Below are 18,209 nucleotides of genomic sequence, written 5' to 3' on the forward strand. Positions count from 1 at the left end.
AACCCGTACCGCATCAGCAAACCCGCCAAGCGGCAGATACATCACGCCCGCGCAACCTCGACGTCACCCGCCCGCCATCCCCGGCGCGACCCCGCTCGCATCCACCCTCCACCACGCCGAAACCTCGTTGTTCGCGGTACGCCGCGGCAGCGCGAATCAGACACCGCCTATTGTTGAGTCGTGTCCTCTGTGGTTGCACCTAGTCCGATTCTCCAATTCCCAGGGGCGGTCGCAGGGCTGCCTGAATCCCCCGACAGTGCGGTGGCCTGGCATTACGGCGATCCGCTCGGGGAGCAGCGCGCGGCGGTGGAACGAGTCGCGGTGGTGGATCGATCGCACCGGTTCGTCATCAGCATGACCGGTAAGGAACGGCTGACCTGGCTGCATACGATTTCCAGCCAGCACATCGCGCAGCTCGGTGACGGGCAGTCGGCGGAGAATCTGGATCTGGACCTGAACGGTCGGGTTCTGAATCACTTCGTGCTGACCGATCTGGACGGCACGGTGTGGATCGACACCGAGGCAGATCGCGGTCCGGGACTGCTCGATTTCCTGCAGAAGATGGTGTTCTGGGCCGATGCCAAACCGGTGGCGGCTCCCGACTACGCCGTACTGAGCCTGCTCGGCCCGGGTGTGGCCGACCTCGCCACCGAAACCTTGGGCATCGCGGCCCTGCCCGACATCTACGCGGCGGTACCGCTGCCCGGCGGCGGCTTCCTGCGCCGGATGCCGTGGCCCACGCACGATTCCTTCGACCTGATAGTCCCCCGCGACCAACTCGCCGACTGGTGGACCCGCCTGCGCGCGGCGGGCGTGGAAGCGGCGGGCATGTGGACCTTCGAGGCATTGCGGGTGGCGGCTGTGCGCCCGCGTATCGGCCTCGACACCGATGACCGCACCATTCCGCACGAGGTGAATTGGATCGGCGGTCCCGCCGAATTCGGCGCGGTGCACCTGGAGAAGGGTTGCTACCGCGGCCAGGAAACGGTGGCTCGCGTCCATAATCTGGGCAAGCCCCCGCGCCACCTGGTACTGCTGCACCTCGACGGTTCCGCCGACGGCCGCCCCGCCCCCGGTGACGCGGTCACCGCCGGCGGTCGCGCCGTGGGTGTCCTCGGCACCGTGATCGACCACTACGAATTCGGGCCGATCGCCCTGGCGCTGATCAAGCGCAATATCCCCGCCGATACCGCCCTGGAAGCCGGACCGTGCGCCGCGTCCATCGATCCGGATTCCATTCCCGCCCATGATGAGCCGCAGGCGGGGCGGCTCGCCATCGACAAGCTGCGCGGCCGGTGAACGGCGGCACAGTGGGACGGGTCCTCGCTGTGTGCGTCGTGCACGCCGAGATCGAGGTGCCGGGTCGAGTCGGGCGCTCGGCCATCAACAAGGGTCCGGTGCCGCACCGGGTTCGCGCGCACCGCCTCGGTCTCGACGGCGACCACGTCTGCAATACCGTCCATCACGGCGGCGTGCACCAGGCCGTCTACGCGTACGCCCAGGAAGACGCCGAGCGCTGGGCCAGCGAACTCGCCCGCGAGCTGCCGCCGGGTTGGTTCGGTGAGAACCTGCGCATTACCGGTCTGCCGGTGAGCGATGCGGTGCTGGGCGAACGCTGGGCGATCGGCGACGCCGTCTTCGAGGTGAGCGCGCCCCGCGTCCCCTGCGCCAGCTTTCAGCATTGGTCCGGCGAACCGCAGTGGGTGAAACGCTTCACCCTGCAATCGGATACGGGCGCGTACCTGCGGGTGCTCACCGAGGGCACGGTCGGCGCGGGCGACGAGGTCCGGGTGGTGCACACCCCCGAGCACGGCATCACGGTGCGGGATCTGTTCCGCGGCGGGGACCAATCGCGTCTGGACCTGCTGCTCGAAGTAGAGCCCACCATCTCCGATGATGTCCGCATGCAAATCGAGCGCCATCGCCGCCGAAACGGAGCCAACACGTGAACGGTCCGGGTCTGGCGGAGGCTGCTCGCGTTACCACGCAAGGCCCCCGTTCATGCGCAGAGGAGACAGCATGAGTGTGGATCTGGTCGAAGTCGTCCGGTCCGGGTTCCGCGAATGCGTTCACCGCGGCTCGGTGGTCATCCTCGGCCCGGATGGCGAGCCGACCGTGGAACTCGGTGAGGTCCACGTCCCGATCTTCCCGCGGTCGACCAATAAGCCCATGCAGGCGATCACCCTGCTGCGGAATGGTTTCGAACCCCTCGACAATGCCGAACTGGCCATCGCGACGGCCTCCCACTACGGCGAACCCGATCACGTCGACCTCGTGCAGCGCCTGCTGGATCGCTTCGGGTTCACCGAGGACGACCTCGAATGCCCGCCGGATCTGCCCTGGGAGGAGCAGGCCCGCGCCAATGTCCTCGCCGGACAGGACCGTTCGAAGGTCGCCCGCCGCATTTTCATGAACTGTTCCGGCAAACATGCGGCCATGCTCGCCACCTGCCGGATCAACGGCTGGGCCACCGGCGGCTACCTGGATATCGGTCACCCGCTGCAGCAGTCGGTCGTCGCGACCATTGCCGATATCACCGGCGAACCGGAATCCGATCTGGGTATCGACGGCTGTGGCCTGCCTATCGTTCCGATCTCCCTGGTGAATCTGGCCCGGGCCTACGCGACCATGGCGACCGCACCCGCGGACGCTCCGGAACGTCGGGTCGCCGAGGCCATTCGCGCGCATCCCCGAGTGATTTCCGGCACGGACGGACCGGACTTACGGGTCATGACGGCAACGCCCGGGCTGGTGTGCAAGATCGGCGCCGATGGGGTGCACGCGGGTGCGCTGCCGGACGGCTCGGCCTTCGCCTACAAGATCGCGGACGGTCACGACCGCGCGCGAATGCCGCTGACGTTGGCCATTTTGCAGCGTATGGGCATCGAATGGACCGATGAGCACACCGAGTTGGCGGCCCCGGCGGTCCTGGGTGGCGCGGCCCGCGTCGGCGTCATTCGGGCAATCCCCGGCCTGCTCTAGATCCTCGCGGCCATCGCGTCCCCCGGTCATGACCGCACTCGCGAGGTTCTTCACCCACTCCTGGAAGCGCGACCGGCTGACACACGCTAAAGTATCTGTCAGGAAGATATTAATTCGAACGGGGCCGCCAACTACCCCAGGCCGCCCCGCAGTGACGCGAGGGGGTCAGTCATGGGCCGTGGCCGGGCTAAGGCAAAGCAGACCAAGGTCGCACGAGAGCTGAAGTACAGCTCGACGCCGACCGACTTCGCGACCCTTCAGCGAGAGCTGTCGACGGGCGGAAGTCCATTCTCCGAACCGACGCAGAGGCGCAGCGGCGTGCTTTCCGACGAGCATGACGCGGACGACAAGTTGCCGAAGTGGGACGAAGACGACAACGACGACTGGCGCCGCTGACTCGGACTTGAATCGATGCACTCAAGGGGAGGCCCCCACGGCCTTCCCCTCGAATTCGTCATTCTGCCGTGAGGCTTCGCCGTGTGAAGGCTCGCATTTCATGACACCGGCGTCCCTCGCCTACGCGATGGGCGCTGGTGCGTTTTTCGTATGCCACCACCCCTGAAGCGTTCCGCGCCAGCACATCCGGTGCGACTCGCGTAAGACGCGAGCGGCCCCGACCCTGGAAGGGTCGGGGCCGCAATGCTATTGGTGACGTGCGTCAGAAGCGCGGGTGTTCGCCCACCAGGTCGACGCGAGCGGCGTCGGCGTCCTTGGCCTTCTTGACGGTGCCGAGGGTCCAGCAGTCGATGTGCCGGGCGGTGAGGACCGCGAGGGCGCGGTCGGCGTCCTCGGGGGCGACGATGGCGACCATGCCGACGCCCATATTGAAGGTCTTCTCCATTTCGGGGCGCTCGACGCGACCACGCTGGGCGATCATCTTGAATACCGGGGCCGGGCTCCAGGTGCCGCGGTCGAGTTCGGCGACCATACCCGGGGGCAGCACGCGCGCCAGGTTGTTCGCCAGGCCGCCGCCGGTGACGTGGGAGAAGGTCCGCACATCGGTTTCGGCGATCAGTGCCAGGCAGTCCTTGGCGTAGATTCGGGTCGGTTCCAGGAGTTCCTCGCCGAGAGTGCGGCCGAATTCCTCGACGTGCCCGGTGAGGGACATGCGGTCGATATCGAGCAGCACCTTGCGCGCGAGGCTGTAGCCATTGGAGTGCAGTCCCGACGCGCCCATGGCGATAACGACATCACCGGCACGCACGCGGTCCGGGCCGAGTACGGCATCGGCTTCCACGACGCCGACGCCGGTGGCGGACAGGTCGTAGTCGTCGGCGCCCATCAGGCCCGGGTGTTCGGCGGTCTCGCCACCGAGCAGCGCGCAACCGGCCAGCACACAGCCTTCGGCGATACCGGAGACCAGTTCGGCGACCCGCTCGGGGACGACCCGGCCGACGGCGATGTAGTCCTGCAGGAACAGCGGTTCCGCGCCACACACCACCAGGTCGTCGACGACCATGGCGACCAGGTCCAGGCCGACGGTGTCGTGCTTGTCGAGCGCCTGCGCGACCGCGATCTTGGTGCCGACGCCGTCGGTGGAGGCGGCCAGCAGGGGCTCGCGGTAGCCACCCTTCAGCGCGAACAGCCCGGCGAAACCGCCGAGTCCACCCTGTACCTCGGGCCGGCTGGCCTTCTTGGCCAATGGCGCGAACAGTTCGACTGCCCGGTCGCCGGCTTCGATATCCACTCCGGCCGCCGCGTAAGACGCACCGGCACCGCTGGGGGTCTGTTCAGTCATTGTCGGGGAGAGCTCCAAGCCGAATCGGTGGATAGATGCCTGCTCACGCTACCGGAGGCGAATAACGACATCGCACCCGTATCGGGTATGGGGGTTGACAAACCTTTCGGTCTGCAAGTCCACCTTGCCGACCCCACCGAATACCCGCTTACATACATTCCGTACGCATTGACATACATACCGTACGTATGTGAATCTGGGTGGACAATCCAACGCCCTTCGGAAGGCACGAATCATGGGAATCAGCAAGGCACTCGGCCCAGCGCACGAGGTGGATCTGCCCGGCGGCCGCATTCGCTACCACGACACCGGATCGGGCGCCCCGGTGGTTTTCGTCCACGGACTGCTCGTCAATGCCGACCTCTGGCGCAAGGTCGTGCCGGGCCTGGTGGCCACCGGGCATCGCTGTCTCACCCCGGACTGGCCGCTGGGCGCGCATTCGATTCCAGTGCCGGATGCGGATCTCACTCCGACCGGGTTGGCCGATCTCATCGCCGCGTTCCTGGAACGGCTCGACCTCGACGATGTGACCGTGGTCGCCAATGACTCCGGTGGCGCGCTGACCCAGATCCTGCTGGCGCGCAATCGGTCTCGTATCGGACGGGTCGTACTGACGCCCTCGGACACCTACGAGGCGTTTCTCCCCGCCCTGCTGGCACCCCTGCAATGGCTCGCGCGGATTCCCGGATCCATGCGACCGCTCACCGCGGCGATGCGCATACGCGCGGTACAGCGGCTGCCGATCGCCTTCGGCTGGGTGGTCAAGCACGGCCAGCCGAACGAGATCGCCGACTCGTATCTGCTACCCAGCCGCAACAGCGGCGCTATTCGAAAAGATCTGCGGCGCTTCCTCAAAGGTATCGACGGCAAGTACACCGTCGAAGCCGCGCAGCACTTTCCCGACATCGATATTCCGGTCCTGCTCGCCTGGGCCACCGAGGACAAGGTGTTCAAGCTGTCGTCGGCACAGCGAGTGGAGCGGGAACTCCCCAACGCGACACTGCGGCAGATCGACGACGCGTACACCTTCGTCTCCGAAGACCAGCCCGAGTTGCTCACCGAGATGATCGTGGAGTTCACTCGGCTGCATGCCACGCCGTAGTCAGGAGGACCGTTCCCGCACCACGAGGGCCGCGCTGGAACAGGCCGGTCGCCGGTTGTTCGCGGAACGTGGGTACGCGGGTGTCTCGGCCGAGGAGATCGTCACCACGGCCGGTGTCACCCGCGGTGCCCTGCACCATCATTACGGCGATAAGCGCGGGCTGTTCGTGGCGGTACTCGAGCAGGTGGAGGCGGAGTCCACCGCGGAGGTGGCGAAAGCCGTGGAAGCCCTTGCCGATTCGATGGATCAGTCCGACCCGCAAGTCACACTCGCCGCCATGGCGGTGGGCCTGCGCACCTTCCTGGAGATCAGCCGCCGACCCGAGGTGGCGCGCATTTCCATGGCCGACGGTCCGGCGGTACTCGGCTGGCAGGCCTGGCGGGAGCTGGAGGCGCGCTATGGGCTGGGGATGATCGTCGAGCAGTTGGAGGCCGCAGCGGCCGCCGGACTCATAGCTCCCGGCGCTCCCCTGCCGGTCCTGGCGCAACTCATTCTCAGCGCGATCACCGAGGCGGGCATGATCGTCGCCCACGCCGAAGACCCCGAACGCGCCGCCGCCGAAGCCGAGCAGTCCCTACTCCTGCTGGTCAGCGGAATCCTCCGCCGGCCCGAATCTCCCTGAGGAGAACCGCTTTCGCGGAGAACTCGGGGCTCCGCCCAGAGAGCCCGATCAGGACTGCGCGCGATCACCTCGCCGCACGCCCCCACGCACAGCTCGCGGCCACCTCCAACTACACAATTCGCGACCCAGCGCACAACTCGCGACCCCTCAGCGCACAGCTCGCGGCCGTCGCCGAGCGCGCAATTCGCGACCCCACCGCGCACTATCGAGGTCGGCGTCGCGATGTCGCCCGCCGGCCTTCGTCATTCCGGCGTGTTTTGGCCGGAATCCACACTTCCGCAGCAGTGGATCCCGGCCAAAAGCACGCCGGGATGACGGGGGCTGTCACTCGAGGACGACCCAGCTGTCACGGCCGAACAACCCAGCTCTCACCCCACGACAACCCCAGCTGTCACGGCCGAACAACCCCACCCCTCACCCCAGGACGACGCAGCTCACACCAGGAGGACGGGGGCTGTTCCGGAGCCACGCCTTCACCGCGGTAGTCGCGGCCGCACCGCGCACCCAAGCCACGCCTTCACCGCGGTAGTCGCGGCCGCACCGCGCACCTATTCGCGCGGGCGGGGCCGCCACTCCCCCACATACAGCTGTGCCCGCCCGCCGTAAGGCGGGCGGGCACGAGACCCAGAGCTATTTACGGCCTGCTCAACGCGCTCGCGTTCGCATTGTCCGCCAGCAGTTCCGATTCGGTCGATCCGGTAAGGATGCCCTCGAGCAGGTTCTTGCCGATGGCCACCTCGGTGGGGAGGGCGATCGGGTATTCGCCGTCGAAGCAGGCGGCGCACAGGCGGGTGCGGGGCTGTTCGGTGGCGGCGATCATGGCCTCGGTGGAGATGTAGCCGAGGGTGTCGGCGCCGATGGAGCGGCGTACGCCCTCCACCATGTCGTCGTAGCTGCCCTCGTCGATGCCCTTGGGGCCCGCACCGTTGGCGATCAATTCCGCGCGGGAGGCGAAGTCGATGCCGTAGAAGCAGGGCCACTTGACCGGCGGGGAGGCAATGCGCACATGGATTTCCAGCGCACCCGCTTCGCGCAGCATGCGAATCAGGGCGCGTTGGGTATTGCCGCGCACGATGGAATCGTCGACCACGATGAGTCGCTTACCGCGAATCACCTCGCGCAGCGGATTGAGTTTGAGTCGGATCCCGAGCTGGCGGATGGTCTGGCTGGGTTGGATGAAGGTGCGGCCCACGTAGGCGTTCTTCATCAGACCCTGGCCGTAGGGCACCCCGGAGCCCTGCGCGTAACCGACCGCGGCGGGCGTTCCGGATTCCGGTACGGGGATAACGAGATCGGCGTCCACCGGATGCTCGACAGCCAAGCGGCGGCCGATCTCCACGCGGGTGGAATGCACGGAGCGGCCCGAAATGGTGCTGTCGGGCCGGGCTAGGTACACGAATTCGAACACGCAACCCTTGGGTTCCGGATTCGAGAAGCGCATGGACCGCACCCCGTCGGCGTCGATCGCCAGCAGTTCGCCGGGTTCGATCTCTCGGACGAAGGAAGCGCCGACGATATCGAGTGCCGCGGTTTCGCTGGCGACCACCCAGCCACGATCGAGGCGTCCCAGGCACAGCGGCCGCACGCCCCAGGGGTCACGCGCAGCATAGAGGGTGTGCTCATCCATGAAGGTGAGGCAGAAGGCACCGCGCAGGGTCGGCAGCAACTCCATGGCGGCCTGTTCGATGCTCTTGTCGGCGGCCGCGTGCGCGAGCAACCCGGTCATCACATCGGAGTCGGAGGTGGCGGCCATCGCACCGCCGGAGAGTCGACCGCTGATCAGGCCGAGTTCCCGTGCGCGGGCGGACAGTTCGGCGGTATTGACGAGATTTCCGTTGTGACCCAACGCGATTCCGGTTCCGACCGCGGTGGTACGGAAAATCGGCTGCGCGTTCTCCCAGGTGGTGGATCCGGTCGTGGAGTAGCGGCAGTGCCCGACAGCGACATGACCGGGCATTGCCGCGAGAGTCTGTTCGTCGAACACCTGGCTCACCAGGCCGAGGTCCTTGAATACCAGGATCTGCGAGCCATCGGAAACGGCGATACCGGCCGCTTCCTGTCCGCGATGCTGAAGGGCGTAGAGCCCGTAGTAGCTGAGTTTGGCAACATCCTCGCCCGGTGCCCAGACACCGAAAACGCCGCACTCTTCGCGCGGTTCGTTCTCGTCCTGATCGGCTACGGCGGCGGAGGGGGGCAGATTCACCGTTTGCTCCCTGTTCGGCGGGCGGGGGGCAGGGCCCAGTCTACGGGTAATGACGCGGCAACCCACCGTTGGGATAACCCGGATGGCTCGCCGTTTGCTGTTAGCTTCCCAATGTGACGCCCACCGATACTCCAGCTGCCACCACGCGTCGACACCTGACCCCGATCAAGTGGGGTTTCCCGATCATTGTCGTCACCCTGCTGGCTTCCCTGCTGGGTGTGATGTATCTCGACTACGTCGTCGATCCGGAGAAGAATCTGCACGACTTCCCGATCGCACTGGTCAATCAGGATGTCGGCGATACGATCGGCGCGCCCGGACAGGAGCAGCGGGTCAATTTCGGCGATCAGGTCGCCGAGGGTCTGCGCCAGGCGGTGCCAGCGGACAAGATCGATCTGCGGGTGCTCGGTATCAATGAGGCCCAGCTGCAGATGCAGCAGGCGAAGGTGTACGGCACCATCATCATCCCGAGCGACTTCTCCAAGCGGCTCGGGATTCTCGGCGTGGGAAGTGTGATCCCCGGGGATATCTCGAACCCGACCATCACCCTGCAGACCAATCCGCGCACCGGCGCGTTCGCCACCGCGATTACGCAGAAGTTCGGGGCCGAAGCACTCACCCAGGTCAATACCCAGGTCGGACAGCAGCTGACCGAACAGGTCCAGCAGCAGTTGGCGCCGCCACCGGACGGCCCGCCCGCACCCGAATTGTCGGGTGCCACCCGGTTGGCGCTGGCGCAGCCACTGGATATCGTGGTCGAGCAGTTCCGGCCGCTCCCGGGTGGTTCGGGTGAGGGTTTGACCGCGTTCTTCTACAGCCTGCTGCTGCTGTTGATCGGCATGGTCGGTGCGATGATCATTCACCAGCTGCTCGATTCGGCGCTCGGATTCCTGCCCACCGAATGGGGACCCTGGTACCTGCATTTCCCGCGTGCGCCCATCTCGCGGGTGAGCACCCTGCTGATCAAATGGTCCGCGGTGGTGGTGATGTCGATAACCGTGTCGGCCGCCCTGCTCGGCATCGGCAAGGTGCTCGGCATGCCGATCGACAAACCGCTGCTGCTGTTCATGTACGGCGCGTTCGTCATCACCGCCGTCGGTGTCACCTGCACCTCGATCCTGGCGGCGGTGGGTACGGCGGGCCTGATCATCAACCTGATCATCTTCGTCATTCTCGGCCTGCCGTCATCCGGTGGCACGGTGCCGATCGAGGCGACACCGAAGTACTTCGGCTGGCTGGCCAACTTCGAGCCGATGCATCAGGTGTTCATGGGCACCCGCTCGATCCTCTATTTCAATGGCAGTGCCGAAGCCGGACTCAGTCGCGGCGTATGGATGTCCACCCTGGGACTGGCCATCGGCGTCGTCTTCGGCCTGGTGATCACGCACTTCTACGACCGCAAGGGCCTGGAACGCAAACCGTCGAACGACCGCACCGCGGCGACACCTCAGGCATAGTCGCGGCGTCACCAGGCGTAGTCGCCGGTGCCCAGCGCGACCACAACACGCGCGCCGGGCGTCAGCCCAACCGCGAGATCGGTAGCCAGCGCGCCACTTCCGCGGCCCGGCTGCCCGATGCGGTGAGTGCGCCCGATGCCAATGCCGTCTCGAATTCCAACAGCCCGGTAGCGAGCAGAAGCCAGGTGCGCGGATCGGTTTCGACCACATTGGGCGGGGTCCCCCGGGTATGCCGTGGCCCCTCGATGCACTGCACCGCCACAAATGGCGGCACCCGCACCTCGACCGAACCCCCGGGCGCATCCGCCGCCAAGGTCCGAGCGCTGCCCCGCACCGCCGCGGCCAGCACTGTCCGCGCGGGTGCGGGCTCGGACTCGTTCCGCAACCACGCCTCGACAGCCGCCAAAGCCGCCCGCAGTTCCTCCGGATTCACCGCCGCTTGTCGTGCCACGTTCGTGAGGCTACCGGGGCGCGCGGACAACGAGGTCGCCCTCATGAGGGTCCGAGCCGGACAGCAAACGAGCCAGTGGTCGGACCAGCGCACCGCCCGCGTTGACGGCCAGGTGCAGCAGGGCCGGGGCAGTGGTACTGCCGGTGCGGCGGCCGAGTTCGTCGAATAGGAGTCCGGCGGCTGCCGTGGCCGCCACGGCACCGGGCACCGAGTCCCCGGCCGCGCGAGCGGGATATATATGCCAGAGACCGAAAGTGGCTGCGCTGAGCCATTTCCCGAAGCGGCCGGCGGTACCGTCGAGTATCGGGGACAGGGTGGCGCGGAAGATCATTTCCTCGCTGTAGACGGTGCCGAGTGGAATGTGGAGCGAAACCCATTCGAGGTCGGTGACTTCAGGTGCGCGATCGGGGACTGCGACCAGCCGCTGGCGGATGCCCGGAATAGCAAGGGCGGCAGCGTATCCGGACGTGACAACCGCGGCGGCGGTGATTCCGACCCGTCGCCCCCGAGGCGACAGCCAGTTCGGGCGACCGCCGAACGTGAAGGCGTATGCGCTGGCGAAGGCCACATTCGCGGCCGTGCGCCCCCGCATATCGAGATTCAGCCCGGGCAGCACCCGATTGCTCCATAGCAGTGGAAGCGCAATGGCGACAGCGGTTTTCGACCACGCACGAATGTCGCGATTCATCCGACAACCCGCCGGTTACTCGGACCGGGGTCGCGATCCGGCTCGGCCGCCCTCGTCGTTCCGGCGTGCTTTTGGCCGGGATCCACAACCCCCCAGTAGTGGATCCCGGCCGAGAACGTGCGGGGACCATGCCGACACTGTGCGTTCAACCTCACCCGCCCCTACTTCACCACTCGCTCGAAGTCCTCCGCCAGTTCGATCTGGACGCGGATCTTCTCCCGCAGTTCCGGAGTCCAATCCTGTGGTGCGGCAATGGCTTCCCAGCCATCGAGGACCAGCGAGCCGTACCGGTGGCCGTGGCCGTCGCGCACGCCCTGGGCATTGGTGAGGTCGGCGGCTACCTGCCAGAAGGTGACGAAGGGCCACCAGCGCATTTGCGAGGAGACATCGGAGCCGCGGGGTTCGGAAAGCCAATCGGGTTGGGAGAACGCGAGATCCGATGACCACCAGACAATCGGGTCGGAGGCGTGCTGCAGGTAGACGATGCGCGGATGCCGCCAGTCCGGGGACGGTTTGGACAGATCCTCGGCGTCGGCGGCGAAACGCACCACCAGGCCGTCGGCGTAGATGGGTTCGACCTCGCGGGTGCCGGGATCGCGGCGGGAGACGAACTGCTCCCAGAGCCGGTTGGAGTTGGGCGGGCCCACCCACAGCGCCCCGTCCACCTTGGACCGCAGATCCGCCAGTCCGTCGAAGGCGGCCTCGGAACCCTGGGACCCCAGGCTCTCCCCGTACACCAGGAGTTTCGGCCGCTGATCCACCGGACGCTGCGACCACCTGTCGTAGACGGCGTCGAACATCTTCTTCCCGGCCACCGCGACCTTCTGCCGGTCCGCCAGGAAGGACAGCACGCTGGGCAGATACGAGTACTGCGAGGCCAGGATGGCGGTATCGCCGCCGTACATGTACTCGATGGCGGCGACGCTCATGGAGTTCACCCAGCCGGTACCGGTGGTGGTGACGATGACCAGCACCTTCCGGTCGAATGCTCCGGTGCGCTCGAGCTCGGCGACCGCCAACTCCTCCTCGGTGATATCCCCCGACGCGGACTCCAGTCCCACGTACACCCGAATCGGTTCCTTCGCGGGCTGCCCGGTAATGGAACTGATCAGCAGTGGGTCCGGCCCGTGCGATACGAACCAGCGCCCCTCCGAACCGAGTGTCTCCCACTCGGCCAGCGATTCCGGACTGCCCGAACGCTCGGGGAGCACCGGTTGGGTGGCGAAGGGTGCCAGCTCGTCGTTGCGCACACTGAACGCCGAGTTGGCGACGGCGAAGAAGGCTTGTGTGGCAACACCGTTGAACAGTGTGATGACGAGCAGGGCCAGCAGCAGCGCTCCGAGGGTCGGCGCGAACCGGGGCGGTACCCGCACCCAGTGGCTGAGCAGTCGGGCGAGGTAGCGCACGATCGTGCGCAGCGTCCGGTACGCCGCCACCACGAGCGCACCGACCAGGAAGCTGAGTCCACCGGTGCGCAGGTAGGCGGAGGTATCGGTGCCCTGCATACTCATGAGCGCGAAGATCTCCCGCTGCCAGCTCGCCGACAGCACCAGCATGTAGGCCGCGACCAGTACACAGGTGAGGACTACCGCGGTTTTCACGGCGTCACGCACCCACATCGGCGGTGTCCCGATCTTCAGCCGGGGGCGAATCCACTTGCGGAACAACCACAGCAGCACACATCCGACGCCGTAGCCGAGCGCCGCGTTCACACCGGAGACGAGCCCCTGGAACAGCCAGTCGCGCGGTACCAGTGAGGGCGTGACCGACCAGGCGAAGAACAGCGTGGCCACCACCAGGCCCACATGGTTGAGGTCGACGATTTCCTCGACGCGACGCCATACCGGCGCGACCCTACGGATCCACTTCGACACAGGCGCGACCGCGACCGCGCCGGTGGTGCGCAGCCGAGTCAGGGCGTCGGCGGTGTCGAGCACCCGATCAGTATGGCGGTCGGACGCCGGAAAGCGGGGATCCGGTCGGGTGATGTGGCACAACGGTGACGCCCGATATGTACCCATGGCGACTCGAGTAGTAGTACTCGGTCGCGGCGACCCGGCAACCGACAGACTCGGTAACCATGAGCAATACTCCCAATGCACCGACCAAGAGCACCCAGGCCTTTCTGGCCCAGGCCGCCATTGCGTTCGGAATCGCATTCTCCGGCACCATCGTCGGCATCCTCTACCTCCCGCTGGATATCTGGCAGCGGGGGTTCCTGCTGATGGCGGGCTTATTTCTGGTCAGCAGCACCTTTACTTTGGCAAAGGTGGTACGTGATCAGCACGAGGCCTCGCGGGTGCACAGCCGCATCGACGAAGCCCGGCTGGAAAAGCTGATAGCCGAACACGATCCGTTCAAAGTGATGTAAACGGTGGGAACCGAGTCCCACCCATACGAAACACCCCGCTGAGCCTGGTAGTTACGAGGGGTCCAGGCCCGGCGGGGTGTTACTCGTATTCGGTTCCCGATGCGGCTCAGTGGTCCGAGTCACCGAAGAGAGCGGGGAGGGTGGCCTCGGAGGCGGCACGCAGTTCGGCCATGGGGATGGTGAACTGGCCCTGCACCTCAATGGAATCCGAGCCCTGATCGACCACACCGATGCGCACCCACGGCAGTTCGCGGGCGGTGCACATCTTGGTGAAACGGGTCTCCTCGGTGCGCGGTACGGCGACCAGCACACGGCCCGCCGATTCCGAGAACAGCGAGACGAACGGGTCGGCGTCCTCGGGAAGCAGGATGCGGCAACCGGTTTCACCCGCCAGCGCGGCCTCGACGACGGTCTGGATCAGACCACCCTCGGAAAGGTCGTGCGCCGCGCTGATCATGCCGTCGCGCGAACCCGCGAGCAGGATTTCCGACAGCAGCTGTTCGCGGGCGAAATCGACCTTCGGGGGCTCGCCGCCGAGATGATCGTGTTCGACCTGCGCCCAGATGGAGCCGCCGAACTCATCGGCGGTATCGCCCAGCAGGATCAGGGTTTCGCCAGGCTCCAGGCCGAGGCCGGTGGGGATGCGGCGGTGCACATCGTCGATGACGCCGAGCACGGCCACCACCGGGGTGGGGAGGATGGCGGTCTGGCCGGTCTGGTTGTAGAACGACACATTGCCGCCGGTGACCGGAATACCAAGGGCCACACAGCCGTCCGCCAGACCGCGCACGGCCTGCTGGAACTGCCACATGACGCCCGGATCCTCGGGCGAACCGAAGTTGAGGCAGTTGCTGACGGCTTTCGGGGTGGCGCCGGTGGTGGCGACATTGCGGAAGGCCTCGGCCAGCGCCAGCTGCGCACCGGTGTACGGGTCGAGCTTGGTGTAGCGGCCCGACGCGTCGGTGGCCAGGGCGATACCGCGGCCGGATTCCTCGTCGATGCGGATCACACCGGCGTCGGCATTCTCGGCGAGCACGGTATTGCCGCGCACGTAGCGGTCGTACTGCTCGGTAATCCACTTGCGCGAGCACAGTGCCGGGCTGGCGACCATTTTCAGCAGGGTGGCGCGCAGTTCGTCGCCGGTCTTGGGCCGGTTGAGCTTGTCCGGACTGTCGGCGATCAGCGCGTCCTGGGAATCGGGGCGCCGCACGGGGCGCTCGTAGACCGGGCCGTCGTGGGCGACGGTGCGCGGCGGGACATCCACCACGGTCTCGCCATTGAAGGTGATGACCAGGCGGTCGCCATCGGTGACCTCACCGATGACGGTGGCGAGGGTGTCCCACTTCTTGCAGACAGCCATGAAGGCGTCCACATTCTCGGGCGTGACGACCGCGCACATGCGCTCCTGCGACTCGCTCGAAAGGATTTCGGCGGGAGTCATATTGGCGGCGCGCAGCGGCACCTGTTCCAGGGCGATATGCATACCACCGTCACCGGCGGCCGCGAGTTCGGAAGTGGCGCAGGACAGTCCCGCGCCGCCGAGGTCCTGGATGCCGACGACGAGTCCGGCGGAGTACAGCTCGAGACAGCACTCGATGAGCACCTTCTCGGTGAACGGGTCGCCGACCTGGACGCTGGGGAGCTTCTTGCGGCCCGAACCGGACTCGTCGCCGGAGAAGGTGTCCGAGGCGAGGACGGAGACGCCGCCGATACCGTCGAGGCCGGTGCGCGCGCCGAACAGGATGATCTTGTTGCCCGCTCCGGAGGCGAACGCCAAGTGCAGGTCCTCGACCCGCATAACGCCCGCGCACAGCGCGTTCACCAGCGGATTGCCCTGGTAGGAGGCATCGAATACGGTCTCGCCGCCGACATTCGGCAGGCCGAGGGAGTTGCCGTAGCCGCCGACGCCGCGCACCACGCCATCGACCACACGCCGGGTATCCGGATGATCGGCCGCACCGAAGCGCAGCTGATCCATCACCGCGATCGGGCGCGCACCCATGGCCATGATGTCGCGGACGATGCCGCCGACGCCGGTGGCCGCACCCTGATAGGGCTCCACATAGGACGGGTGGTTGTGCGATTCCACCTTGAAGGTGACCGCCCATCCATCGCCGACGTCCACCACGCCCGCGTTCTCGCCGATACCGGCCAGCATGGATTTGCGCATCTCATCGGTGGTGGTCTCACCGAAGTAGCGCAGATGCACCTTGGAGGATTTGTAGGAGCAGTGCTCGCTCCACATGACCGAGTACATGGCCAGTTCGGCATCCGTCGGCCGCCGGCCGAGGATCTCCTTGATACGGGCGTACTCGTCGTCCTTGAGGCCGAGCTCCTTGTAGGGCTGCGACTGATCCGGGCTGGCCGCGGCGGCGCTGACGGTATCGACGTGGGTGGTCACGGGAATACCAGAGTCCTTTCGGCCGGAACGGGACACAGACCGGCATGCTGGATACGGCGGGATTAGCGCCGAGTCTAGCGACTACCCCACCTCGCTCCCCCGCCTCCCTCCCCCGCCTCCCCGGATCTTCAGCGCGCTCCCCCGCCTCTCCGAATCTTCAGCGCCCGGCGCAGAGCCGTTGGCATTCGTGTACGCGTGCCGGCGGTTGGGAGCCGAACCGATTCTGGGCGTACCCGACGAGTTACCCCGATTCTCACGAGATCAGTCGTCGTGTCCATGTGAACGGCGTGCCGAGTGGTTACCGAGCTCGAATACGTAGTGCCGCCCGCCCTCTCGTCATTCCGGCGTGCCGCCTCCGTCATTCCGGCGTGCTTTTGGCCGGAATCCACCTCTGATCAGTAGCGCGTCCCGGCCAGAAGCACGCCTGGATGGCGGCGGGTCGGCGATATCGCACGGAGAACCTCGGTAGGCCGGAGGAGAGGTTCGACACAGTAGGAGTACCGGGGGCGCGGTGTGGGTAAGAACACGGTGGCGGACTCCCGGCCTTGCATTGAGGTCCAGGGCGGGTGGCCAGCTACTCTTGCCCGGTGAACGATCGATCCGGGGTCGCGGATCCGACCGATAAACCCGTGACCACGACTGGACGGGTCGCGGGATTGACCGCACGTCAGGTCCGGCTGCTGGTGATCGCACTCGCGATGTTCGCGGTGTCCGCCGTCATCAGCCATTACGGGAAGATCTGGCACGGGTATATCGACCTGCAGGTCTACCGCAATGGGCCGCGGGTCTGGATGGACGGCGGGGAGCTGTACGGCCCGATGCCCGAGGTATTCGGGATCGGATTGCCGTTCACCTATCCCCCATTGGCCGCCTTGTTCTTCGCGCCGCTCGCCCTCATGCCCTTGGCGGTGGCCGAGGTACTGGTGCTGACGACCTCCATTGTCGCGCTCGGTGTGACGCTGTGGGTGGTGCTGGAACGGTTGCGGCCCAGTATGGACCGGCCGACACGGCTGGCCGTCGTCATCGGCGCGGTCGCGGTATTCCAGTGGTTGGAGCCGATTCGCCAGACCTACGGGTTCGGGCAGATCAATCTGGTGCTGATGGCGGCCATTACGCTGGATTGCCTGGTGCGCAAGCCATTCTGGCCGCGCGGCATGCTGATCGGTATCGCGGTATCGGTGAAGCTCACCCCGGCCGCCTATCTGCTGTTCTTCCTGCTGTGCCTGCAGTACCCGCCGCGGGGCGGGTGGCCGGAGTCCTCGGGATTGCGCCGCTATCTACCGCGCGGGGATTGGAAATCACCACTCACGCTGGTGCTTTCGACCCTGACCGCGGTCGGGGTGGTCTTCCTGCTCTTCTGGCACGAGTCGGTGCAGTACTGGTTCCATACCCTGTCCGATACTGGGCGGATCGGTCCGCCGCATTTCGCGGGCAATCAGTCGTTGAAGGGTTTCGCCTTCCGCCTCGGTGTTTCGGAATCGGCCGCGACCGCGCTCTGGCTCGTACTGTCGCTGATCGCCGTGGGTTTGGCGGCGATCTGGATGAAGCGGCTCATCGACGCCGGGTCCCCCGTGACCGCGCTGATGGTGAATGCCGGTGCGGTATTGCTGGTTTCGCCGGTCTCCTGGTCACACCATTGGGTCTGGATCGCCCCCGCGCTGGTGGTGGCGTTCGACGCCATCGCGCGCGGCCGCCGCAGTCGGTGGTTCATCGGCACCGTGGCCCTGGTGACCGTCATGTTCTTCGTCGGCCCGCAATGGGTGCTGCCGCACGACCGCGACCGGGAACTCGGTTGGTCGTGGTGGGAGCAGATCATCGGCAGCAGCTATGTGCTGGTGACGTTCGCGATCTTCGTGGTCGCGGTGGTCACCTACCATCCGGCGCGGGCCGCGAAGCCCGCCGCGGCAACGGGTTAGCCCAACTCTCGGGGCTCTCAGGGGCTCCGCCCCCGAACCCCCGAACAACGATGCGGCCGAGGCTGTCAGGGCAGCCTCCGAGCTCGTGGCCGAGGCTCTCGAGGGACCGGGCAGCCTCCGACAACCCTCGCGGCCGAAGCTGTCAGGGGCAGAGGCCGCCTCCGAACAACCTCGCGGCCGGTGCTTTCAACCCCGGCTGCGGTGCTTAAGCAATCTTGCCTAAGCGCTGCCTCGAGCGATCTTGCCTAAGCGCATGGCCAGAAGTCCCGAGCACAACG

15 protein-coding genes are annotated in these 18,209 nt (G+C 66.5%); 9 read left to right on the forward strand and 6 right to left on the reverse strand.

Annotated elements, in window-relative coordinates:
* The first annotated feature begins 180 nt into the window (after positions 1-180).
* From ygfZ to NU1_RS10600, 4 genes are all read left to right on the forward strand, one after another.
* Complete coding sequence (ygfZ, locus tag NU1_RS10585; protein ID WP_067519836.1) at positions 181-1,299, forward strand: CAF17-like 4Fe-4S cluster assembly/insertion protein YgfZ; 1,119 nt, start codon at positions 181-183, stop codon at positions 1,297-1,299.
* A complete protein-coding gene (locus NU1_RS10590; RefSeq protein ID WP_067519838.1) occupies positions 1,296-1,949 on the forward strand; it encodes an MOSC domain-containing protein in 654 nt (217 codons plus the stop codon). The genes ygfZ and NU1_RS10590 overlap by 4 nt, the downstream gene beginning before the upstream one ends.
* Before the next feature lie 70 nt (positions 1,950-2,019).
* Positions 2,020-2,982 (forward strand): asparaginase, encoded by a 963-nt coding sequence (locus NU1_RS10595; protein ID WP_067519843.1) that lies wholly within the window; start codon positions 2,020-2,022, stop codon positions 2,980-2,982.
* A gap of 171 nt (positions 2,983-3,153) precedes the next feature.
* Entirely contained in the window at positions 3,154-3,378 is a 225-nt protein-coding gene (locus NU1_RS10600; RefSeq protein WP_067519847.1) for a DUF3073 domain-containing protein, read from the forward strand.
* 262 nt (positions 3,379-3,640) lie between these two features.
* On the opposite strand, the gene purM is transcribed toward NU1_RS10600, so the two are convergent.
* Positions 3,641-4,720, reverse strand: a complete 1,080-nt coding sequence (purM, locus tag NU1_RS10605) for a phosphoribosylformylglycinamidine cyclo-ligase (RefSeq protein ID WP_067519849.1) — start codon at positions 4,718-4,720, stop codon at positions 3,641-3,643.
* 235 nt (positions 4,721-4,955) lie between these two features.
* Between purM and NU1_RS10610 the strand changes: the two genes are divergently transcribed.
* Together NU1_RS10610 and NU1_RS10615 are read left to right on the forward strand one after the other, a co-directional pair.
* The gene (locus tag NU1_RS10610; RefSeq protein ID WP_067519850.1) at positions 4,956-5,822 is read left to right on the forward strand and encodes an alpha/beta fold hydrolase; all 867 of its coding nucleotides are present in this window, start codon (positions 4,956-4,958) and stop codon (positions 5,820-5,822) included.
* Complete coding sequence (locus tag NU1_RS10615; protein WP_067519851.1) at positions 5,809-6,444, forward strand: TetR/AcrR family transcriptional regulator; 636 nt, start codon at positions 5,809-5,811, stop codon at positions 6,442-6,444. The genes NU1_RS10610 and NU1_RS10615 overlap by 14 nt, the downstream gene beginning before the upstream one ends.
* A 634-nt stretch (positions 6,445-7,078) precedes the next feature.
* Here NU1_RS10615 and purF read toward each other — a convergent pair.
* Entirely contained in the window at positions 7,079-8,647 is a 1,569-nt protein-coding gene (purF, locus tag NU1_RS10620; RefSeq protein ID WP_067519853.1) for an amidophosphoribosyltransferase, read from the reverse strand.
* Between the two features lie 164 nt (positions 8,648-8,811).
* On the opposite strand from purF, the gene NU1_RS10625 reads away from it, so the two are divergent.
* Positions 8,812-10,104, forward strand: a complete 1,293-nt coding sequence (locus NU1_RS10625; protein WP_084521163.1) for a YhgE/Pip domain-containing protein — start codon at positions 8,812-8,814, stop codon at positions 10,102-10,104.
* A gap of 61 nt (positions 10,105-10,165) precedes the next feature.
* Here NU1_RS10625 and NU1_RS10630 read toward each other — a convergent pair whose 3' ends face one another.
* The 3 genes from NU1_RS10630 to NU1_RS10640 all read right to left on the reverse strand — a co-directional run bounded on the left by NU1_RS10630 (position 10,166) and on the right by NU1_RS10640 (position 13,180).
* Positions 10,166-10,555, reverse strand: coding sequence for a sterol carrier family protein (locus NU1_RS10630; protein ID WP_157552090.1), 390 nt, complete (start codon positions 10,553-10,555; stop codon positions 10,166-10,168).
* 10 nt (positions 10,556-10,565) lie between these two features.
* Positions 10,566-11,243 (reverse strand): type II CAAX endopeptidase family protein, encoded by a 678-nt coding sequence (locus NU1_RS10635; protein WP_067519855.1) that lies wholly within the window; start codon positions 11,241-11,243, stop codon positions 10,566-10,568.
* Positions 11,244-11,404: 161 nt separating this feature from the next.
* Positions 11,405-13,180 carry an alpha/beta hydrolase gene (locus NU1_RS10640; RefSeq protein ID WP_067519856.1) on the reverse strand — a complete coding sequence of 592 codons (1,776 nt, stop codon included), beginning with the start codon at positions 13,178-13,180 and terminating at the stop codon, positions 11,405-11,407.
* 143 nt (positions 13,181-13,323) lie between these two features.
* Here NU1_RS10640 and NU1_RS10645 point away from each other — a divergent pair, with 143 nt between their 5' ends.
* Positions 13,324-13,614 (forward strand): YiaA/YiaB family inner membrane protein, encoded by a 291-nt coding sequence (locus NU1_RS10645; RefSeq protein WP_067519857.1) that lies wholly within the window; start codon positions 13,324-13,326, stop codon positions 13,612-13,614.
* A 106-nt stretch (positions 13,615-13,720) separates the two neighbouring features.
* On the opposite strand, the gene purL is transcribed toward NU1_RS10645, so the two are convergent.
* Complete coding sequence (purL, locus tag NU1_RS10650; protein WP_067519858.1) at positions 13,721-16,015, reverse strand: phosphoribosylformylglycinamidine synthase subunit PurL; 2,295 nt, start codon at positions 16,013-16,015, stop codon at positions 13,721-13,723.
* Positions 16,016-16,602: 587 nt separating this feature from the next.
* On the opposite strand from purL, the gene NU1_RS10655 reads away from it, so the two are divergent.
* Positions 16,603-17,931, forward strand: a complete 1,329-nt coding sequence (locus NU1_RS10655; protein WP_245720050.1) for a glycosyltransferase 87 family protein — start codon at positions 16,603-16,605, stop codon at positions 17,929-17,931.
* The last annotated feature ends 278 nt before the right edge of the window (positions 17,932-18,209 follow it).

Origin of the sequence: Nocardia uniformis NBRC 13702 (genome assembly GCF_001613345.1) — a bacterium.
Lineage (GTDB): Bacteria > Actinomycetota > Actinomycetes > Mycobacteriales > Mycobacteriaceae > Nocardia > Nocardia uniformis.